Genomic DNA, 5,659 nt, shown 5'->3' on the forward strand with positions numbered 1-5,659 from the left:
CGCCGTCGGTGGCGGGCAGCACCCGAGGATCGACGGCGCACACCGTCTCGTCGCCGTGCACGGTGACCCCGGCATCGTGCAGGGCGGCCAGCACCCGGGGCAGGAACTCCCCGGCCACGCCGGCATGCACGAGCAGGGTCTCCGCCGAGTTGCACACCGAAACCCGCTGGGTCTTCGCGTTGACGGTGATCGCGAGCGCCTGGTCGAGGTCGGCATCGGCGTCCACATACACGTGGCAGTTGCCGACCCCGGTCTCGATGACGGGCACCGTCGACTCCTCGACGACCGCCCGGATCAGACCCGCGCCACCCCGCGAGATGAGCACGTCGACGAGCCCGCGCAGCCGCATCAGGTGCTTGACCGCATCGTGGTCCACCCCGGGGACGAGCTGCACCGCGTCCGCCGGCAGGCCGCTCGCGACGGCGGCGCCGCGCAGCACCGCCACCAGCGCGGTGTTGGAATGTAGCGCGGAGGCGCTCCCGCGCAGCAACGCGGCGTTGCCGCTCTTGAGACACAGGCCCGCGGCGTCCACCGTGACGTTCGGCCGGGCCTCATAGATGATCCCGACGACACCGAGAGGCACCCGGATCTGGCGCAGCTCCATCCCGTTCGGCAACACCCGGCCGCGCACGACCTCGCCGACCGGGTCCTCCAACGCCGCGACCTGACGCAGGCCGTCGGCCATGCCGGCGAGCCGGGCCGGGGTGAGGGTGAGCCGATCGACCATCGCCCCGGCGGTGCCCGCCGCCCGCGCGGCGGCGAGGTCCTCGGCGTTCGCGGCGAGAATCTCCGCGGAACGGGCGATCAACGCGTCGGCCATGGCGAGCAGCGCGCGGTCCTTCTCGGCGCGGCTGCGCGGCGCCAGCAGGGCCGCCGCCGCCTTGGCACGGACGGCGCTGCCTCGGACATCCTCCGCAGAGGTGCTCATCTCGGGTCCTCCGTTAGGCGGGCGCCGCGGCGCTGCCCGCCGCTACGAGGCTACCGGTGGCTCGGCGGTCGTGCCGTTCATCGCTCCTCACCCGTATCCGTCGCCTACACCCACGTCCGTCGCCTACACCCGCATCCGTCACCTACACCCGCATCCGTCACCTACTCATCCCTGCATCCGCGACCTACTCATCTCCTTATCCCGTTATCCAGATCTGCGATCCGCCAGGTCCGCGACAGGCAGGGACCCGGAACGGTGATAACCGGAACAGCCGGAAAGGCGCGCAGTTCGGACCCCCATGACGATCATCTCGACGGGATTGCCTACCGTGGTCGCATGCGTGCGCTGCACACGTCCGACTGGCATCTCGGGCGTGGCCTGTACGGTCACGACCTGATGCCGGCCCAGGCGGCCTTCGTCGATCATCTCGTCGACGTCGTCCGTTCCGAGGGCGTTGACGTCGTGCTCATCGCCGGCGACGTGCACGATCGGGCGATCCCGCCGGTGGGCGCGCTGGAGCTCTTCGACGAGGCGCTCTCCCGACTGCGCGATGCCGGCGCCCGGGTCGTGGTGATCAGTGGCAACCACGACGCGGCCCGCCGGCTCGGCGACAAGGCCGGCCTGCTCGACCCCCGCGTCCGCATCCGGACGGATCCGGCCGCGGTCGGGGATCCGGTCGTCGTCGAGGATCCCGCCGGGGCGGTCCGGGTGTACGCGATTCCCTACCTGGAGCCGTCGGCGGCGAACTCCCAGCTTCCCGAACCGGCGCAGGCGCCATCTGGCTCGGACGTCCCGGCCGCCGGGATCCCCGCCGCGACGATGCACCAGGCGATGCACCGGGCGATGCACGCAGTGCGGGCCGACCTCGCACGGTATCCGGATGCCCGGTCCGTCGTGGTGGCGCACGCCTGGGTCACCGGCGGGGCGGCGAGCGAGAGCGAACGCGACATCAGCGTCGGCGGGGTGGGCAATGTGCCGGCCCAGTTGTTCGAGGGGATCACCTATACCGCGCTCGGCCATCTGCACCGGCCACAGGCGATCGCCCCGTCCGTCCGCTACAGCGGATCGCCACTGGCCTACTCCTTCTCGGAGTCCGGCGACGCGAAAGCGTCACTGCTCGTCGAGATCGGTCCGACCGGGCTGGGGAACGTGACCCGCATCGGCGTTCCCGCCCGGCGGCGGATGGCCCTGCTGCGCGGCAGTCTTGCCGACCTCCTCACCGACCCCGCCCATGCCCCGCACGAGGCCGACTTCGTCTCCGCTGTGCTGACCGACCCCGTCCGCCCCATGGACGCCATGGCCCGGTTGCAGCGCCGGTTCCCCTTCGCCCTGCGGCTCGCGCACGAACCGGAGACGGAACCAGACGAGATACTCAGCTTCGGCCGGCGGACCCGGGGACGCTCGGAGCTGGAGATCGCCGAGGCCTTCGTCGCCCATGTACGCAGCGCTCCCTCGGCTCGGGAACGTGCTCTGCTCGCCGAAGCCCTCGGCGCCGCCCGCCGGGCCGAGGAGGAAGTCGCCTGATGCGTCCCCACCACCTGACCCTGGCGGCGTTCGGCGCCTTCCCCGGCACCGTCGAGATCGATTTCGACGTCCTCGGCAGCGGCGGCCTGCTCCTGCTCTGCGGGGAGACCGGGGGCGGCAAGACGACGCTGCTCGACGCGGTCGGGTTCGCGCTGTTCGGCCGGGTGCCGGGGATGCGCGGGGAGGTCTCCGGGCCGCCGGACCTGCGCTCGCACCACGCCGCGGCATCCCTACGGCCGGAGGTGACGCTGGAGTTCACGGTGGCGGCGGGACGTTTCCGGATCACCCGCGGCCCCGCCTGGGACAAGCCGAAACGCGGCGGCGGGACGACCCGCGCCCATCCGACGGCACGGCTGGAACGGTTCGACGGCGCCGGCGGCTGGGAGACGGTCGCCACCCGCATGGAGGACGTCGGCCATGAGATCGACCTGCTCGTCGGCATGAGCGACAAGCAGTTCTTCCAGGTCATCATGCTCCCGCAGGGACGCTTCGCCGACTTCCTCCAAGCCGACCACGGTGCGCGCGAGAAGCTCCTGAAGCGGCTGTTCCACGTCAACCGCTTCGAGTACGCCGAGCAGTGGCTGCTGGACCAGGCAAAGACCGCCGCCGAACGGCTGGCGCTGGCCCGCGCCGAGCTCGACCGGGTGACCGCCCGGGTCTCGCAGGTGGCGGCCGTCGACGAGCCGGAGGATCCGACGGCTGACGCCGGCTGGGCCTCGGACCTCGCCGGGACCGCCGCGGCGGCGGCCATCTCGGCCGACGAGGCGGCCGGCGCGGCGGCAGCGCGGCGCACCGCGGCCGAGGAGGCCTTGGACCAGGCACGCGACCTCGCCCGACGCGTCGGGCAGCGCCGGGTACTGGCCGCCCGGCAAGAGGAGCTCGCGGCACAGGCGCCCCGGATCGAGCTGCTCGCCACCGAGTTGGACTCGGCCCGCCGGGCCGCCGTCGTCGCACCCGCCCTGGGCGAGGTCCACCGCCGCGCCGCCGAGGTCCACCGGGCCGAGGCCGCCGAACGAGACGCCCGGGACCGGCTCGGACGCCATCCATCCGGGCTCCTTCCCGGGGAACCCGCCCCCTCGGGACCGCTGCCCGAGGAGGGCACCGGGAGGCCTGCCGAAGCACCTGCCGAGGAACTCGCCCGCCTGGCCCGCCTCGCCCACACCGAGACCGGGCGACTGGGAACGTTGGCCGACACCCTCGCCGCCGCCGAGCAGGACGCCGAGGAGGCCGCCGGGGCCGACCAGGATACGGCCGCCTACACCCGGTCCGCCGCCGAACTCGCCGAGGCGATCAGCGTCACGCTGCCCCGCGCCCGCGTCGAGGCCGAGGCCCGGGTGGAGGTCGCCCGGCGGGCCGGCGCCGCTCTGCCCGGCCTGGTCGAACGGGCCCGGTGGGCCAAGGAGCTGGCCTCCGCCGTCCGGGAGGGGCGGCAGGTGCGGACCGTGGCCGACGAGGCCGAACGAGACGCATCCGCGGCCCGGACCCACGCATCCGACCTCCGGCGGCAGCGATTCGACGCCATCACCGCCGAACTCGCCGCCGCGCTTGTCCATGACACGCCCTGTCCGGTCTGCGGGGCCCTGGAGCATCCCGACCCGGCCGAAACCCGGGCCGACCATGTGAGCAAGGACGCCGAGACCGCGGCCGGGCAGGAGGCGGACCGGCTCGCCGACGCCGCGACGAGGGCGGGCCGGGCGGTAGCCCACTGGGAGTCCCGGGTCCGGGCGCTGCACGCCGACCTGGTCGGCCCAACGGACCCGGACCACAGCGCGAACCCGGACGACCGCGTCGAGGCCGCCTTCGCCGAGATCCGCGCGCTTCCGGTCGCGACGCTGCTGGGCGGCTCCGGGGCGCCGGTCGCGGATCGGCTCGATGAACTCGCCGCCGTGCTGACCCACGCGGTCCGCGCCCGGACCCGGGCGGCGAAGAAGCTCGCCGCGGCGGAGGCCGCGTTGCGCGAGGTCCACGAGAACGAGAAGGAGACCGCGGCCCGCCATTCCGCCGCACGGACCGCGGCGCAGGCGGCCCGGGAACGCGCGGCGGACGCCCGGGACCGCGCCGCCCGACGGCTCGCCGGCGTTCCGGCGGAGCTATGCGACCCCGACGCCCTGGCCGCGCGCCGCCGTGCCGTCACCGCCCTCGCCGCCGATCACGAGGCCGCGCAGGCCGCGGCCCTGGCTGCCGAGCAGGCCCGGGCCGAACACATCCGCGCCGGGACGGCCGCCCTCGACCAGGCGCGGCAGGCGGGGTTCTCCGACCTGGACGACGCCGCCGAGGCCGTGCGGGACTCCGACTGGATGCGCCGCGCCGCGGACGAGGCCCGGGCCCATCGGGACGAGCTCGTCGCCGTCGGGGCCAGGCTGGCGGGCGAGGATCTCGCCGTCGATCCGGGCACCGAGGTCCCGCTGGCCGACCACGAGACGGCCGTGACCGACGCCCGTGAGGTCGACGAGAGCGCGCTCGCCACGGCCGCACGCGCCCGGGAACGGGCCGAGCGGCTGGCCGCGCTGGTCACGGAGTTCACCGAGAAGCTCACTACCCTGGATCCGCTGCGAGAGGCGGCGGACGAGCTGCGGGGACTCGCCGATCTGGCCGCCGGGCGGGGTGCCAACACCGAGCGCATGCCGCTGTCCAGCTTCGTGCTGGCGGCCCGGTTGGAAGAGGTGGCCGCCGCCGCCAGCCATCGGCTCGCGGCGATGAGCGGCGGTCGGTTCACCCTGGTGCACGACGCGGGGGAAAGCCGCGACAAGCGTCGGCGCGCCGGCCTCGGGCTACTGGTCGACGACGCCTGGACCGGCCGGCAGCGCGACACGGCCACCCTGTCCGGCGGGGAGACCTTCCAGGCGGCGCTGTCACTGGCCCTCGGGCTCGCCGACGTCGTGACGGCCGAGGCGAGAGGCCGGCGGATGGACGCGCTGTTCATCGACGAGGGTTTCGGCACGCTCGACCCGGGCAGCCTCGACGAGGTGATGACCGTTCTCGACGAACTGCGTTCCGGCGGCCGGCTCGTCGGCGTCGTCAGCCATGTCACCGAACTGCGCCAGCGCATCCCGAACCAGATCCGGGTCGTCAAAGGGGTCGGCGGCAGCCGGGTCGAGACCACGTCCTGACCCGGACACACCACTACTCGGCTGGCCTAGCCGGGAAAACCGCCCCCCAGGCCAGGGCTGCGCGAAGGTCGCGTGGTGTGACGGCCTGTTGCGTTAA

The 5,659-nt window shown here is 74.0% G+C and carries 3 protein-coding genes; 2 read left to right on the plus strand and 1 reads right to left on the minus strand.

Translation table 11 applies throughout. The annotated features are described in order from the left end of the window. On the minus strand, positions 1 to 928 hold a 928-nt coding region (locus tag AC08ON_RS14185), incomplete at its 3' end, for a glutamate-5-semialdehyde dehydrogenase (RefSeq protein WP_476617138.1). A 336-nt stretch (positions 929 to 1,264) separates the two neighbouring features. On the opposite strand from AC08ON_RS14185, the gene AC08ON_RS14190 reads away from it, so the two are divergent. Then, positions 1,265 to 2,452 carry an exonuclease SbcCD subunit D gene (locus AC08ON_RS14190; RefSeq protein ID WP_476607912.1) on the plus strand — a complete coding sequence of 396 codons (1,188 nt, stop codon included), beginning with the start codon at positions 1,265 to 1,267 and terminating at the stop codon, positions 2,450 to 2,452. Continuing rightward, entirely contained in the window at positions 2,452 to 5,562 is a 3,111-nt protein-coding gene (locus AC08ON_RS14195) for an AAA family ATPase (RefSeq protein WP_476607911.1), read from the plus strand. Before AC08ON_RS14190 ends, AC08ON_RS14195 begins: the two co-directional genes overlap by 1 nt. Positions 5,563 to 5,659: the final 97 nt, after the last annotated feature.

It is taken from the genome of Frankia sp. CoWAU3 (assembly GCF_977971855.1).

Bases quoted from the DNA above. Each gene is read 5' to 3' on its own strand.
- AC08ON_RS14190 (WP_476607912.1), top strand. From the start codon at position 1,265: ATGCGTGCGCTGCACACGTCCGACTGGCATCTCGGGCGTGGCCTGTAC.
- AC08ON_RS14195 (WP_476607911.1), top strand. From the start codon at position 2,452: ATGCGTCCCCACCACCTGACCCTGGCGGCGTTCGGCGCCTTCCCCGGC.